This window comes from Streptomyces sp. ActVer (assembly GCF_027270795.1).
Classification (GTDB): Bacteria; Actinomycetota; Actinomycetes; order Streptomycetales; family Streptomycetaceae; genus Streptomyces; species Streptomyces umbrinus_A.
In genome coordinates this window covers 1-2,013 of record NZ_JAPWHT010000818.1, presented here as the reverse complement: position 1 = coordinate 2,013, position 2,013 = coordinate 1, and the positions used below count along the sequence as shown (strand labels likewise).

Here is a 2,013-nt window from a genome sequence, read left to right as displayed (position 1 = left end):
GCCACCCCCGCGTCGGCCACCCCGGCCGCGGTCACCCCCGCGACAGCCGCCCCGTCGGCCATCCCCGGCACGGTCACCCCGTCGGCTCCGGCGGCTATCCCCGGCACGGTCACCCTGTCGGTTCCGGCGGCCGTCCCCTCGGCAGAACCGCCGAGTTCCGCCCCTTCGCCGAAACCCCCGAGTTCTTCGGCCAGTTGACCCTCCGGCGCCGCCACCGCGAGCATCCCGCCGTGCCCGGTACCCTCCAGCGCCCGGGAGCGGGCGGCGGCCAGCGCGCCGATGTCCGCCGGATCGAAGACGCCCACGAGGCAGGCCGCCGCCAGCTCGCCCACGCTGTGCCCGAGCAGCAGCGCGGGAGGTTCGGCCGCCGCGCCCACCGCGCGTCCCAGTGCGTGGCCCACGGTGAGCAGCAGCGGCTGCGCCACCGCCGACTCGTCCAGCTCCGGGTTGGGCGCGGGGCGCAACCACGCCGACCGCAGCCGTGCCCCCGTCGTGCCGAGCCGGTCGAAGAAGTCGTCCATGGGCGAGGTGAACTCCTCCCGCGCGCCGTACAGTCCGGCGGCCATACGTTCCCGCTGCGCACCCTGTCCGGGCAGCAGCAGCACACTTCGACGGCGCTTGCGTGCACACGATGCACGTGCCCGAACGGGGACACCAAAGGGAACGCGGGCAACCAGTGCATCCAAAACCGTTCGGGATGCGCGCAGTGCCGGGCAGTGGGTCCAAGACTCACTCCTGCTCACTGATTAGGAACGGTACTACTCCGCCCTCATCCCCGAGGAACACGCACCGCGGCTCCCGAGGAACAGGCACCTCGGCGCACGGCTAGCCGGCCGCCGGGGATCCCTCGGTCTCCCAGCCGGCCGCCGCCGCGATTCCGATGAGCAGCGGCCAGAGGGCGGCGCCCATCTCCTGAGGGGTGCCGGGGCAGTCGTGGCGTAGCCAGTCGACGACGCTGCCGGGCACGGCGCCGGCCACGAACGCGGCCGCCGGGTCGTGCGTGGTGCCGACGGCATCCGCCGCGTCTTCGGGGGCCGGGGCCCGCCTGATGTGGGCGGTCACCGTCATGCGCTGGAGCAGGTGGTTGATGACCCGCGCGCTGCCGTCGTCGCCGAGCAGGGCCCGGTAGAGGGGAGCGTGTTCGGCCACGTGCGCGAAGAGGTCCGGCAGGGGGTTGTCCGGGGGACCGCCGTCGGGGGTGGCCGGCGGGACCGCCGCGGGACTGGCCGCCACCAACTCGTCGAAGACCGTCGTGCACGCGGCGGCGGCCAGGTCGTGCACGTCGGTGTAGTGCTCGTAGAACGTCGACCGGTTGACGCCCGCGCGTTTGGTGATGTCCGAGACCGAGATCTGGCTGAGGTCACGCTCGGCGATGAGGTCGCGCAGGGCGGTCTCCAGGGCGGAGCGGGAACGGCGGGTGCGGGGATCCATGGGACGTGCGGGCATTCTGTGAGCGTATCCTTTCCGCCACTTGTCGGTTAACCGACATATGCTGGATAGTGGCGGGGTCCACCGAACGGAGCCGTCATGCCCTTTCTTGCCCGGCCGGCGATGGCCTCCCTGGCCGCCAGGGCGATGCAGCGTCTCACCGCCCTGGCGGACCGGCGTATCGCGTCCTCCCTGTTCAGCCGCTATCCGGAGTACCCGAGAAACACCCGCGAGCTGACCGTCCCGACCTCGGTCGGCCCGGCCCGCGCGGTCGTCTACCTGCCTGGCACCGAAGCCGCCCCCGGCTCGACCCCGGACCCGGCCCCACCCGTGCACGTCAACTTCCACGGCGGCGGCTACGTCCTCCCGCCGATCGAACTCGACGACCCCCTGTGCCGTTTCCTCGCCGCGGAAGCGGGCGTCGCGGTGGTCAACGTTGACTACGTCGTCGCTCCCCAGCACCCGTTTCCCGCCCCGCCCCGTCAGGCGTACGAGATCGTCCGATGGGTCGCCGGGCACGGCGCGGAGCACGGCTGGGACGGCGACCGGCTCACGGTGGGCGGCCAGAGCGCGGGTGGCGGCAGA

The 2,013-nt window shown here is 73.0% G+C and carries 3 protein-coding genes; 1 reads left to right on the top strand and 2 read right to left on the bottom strand.

Annotated elements, in window-relative coordinates; genetic code table 11:
- Window positions 1-566, bottom strand: a 566-nt coding sequence (locus O3Q52_RS52425) for an acyltransferase domain-containing protein (RefSeq protein ID WP_332113032.1), incomplete at its 3' end; no start/stop codon positions are given.
- A 259-nt stretch (window positions 567-825) separates the two neighbouring features.
- Window positions 826-1,446 carry a TetR/AcrR family transcriptional regulator gene (locus tag O3Q52_RS52420; RefSeq protein ID WP_269655442.1) on the bottom strand — a complete coding sequence of 207 codons (621 nt, stop codon included), beginning with the start codon at window positions 1,444-1,446 and terminating at the stop codon, window positions 826-828.
- Window positions 1,447-1,527: 81 nt separating this feature from the next.
- Here O3Q52_RS52420 and O3Q52_RS52415 point away from each other — a divergent pair.
- The coding region (locus O3Q52_RS52415) for an alpha/beta hydrolase (RefSeq protein ID WP_269655441.1) at window positions 1,528-2,013 on the top strand (486 nt) is incomplete at its 3' end.

Coding starts and splice junctions, on each gene's coding strand:
- O3Q52_RS52420 (WP_269655442.1), bottom strand. CDS start 1,446: ATGCCCGCACGTCCCATGGATCCCCGCACCCGCCGTTCCCGCTCCGCC.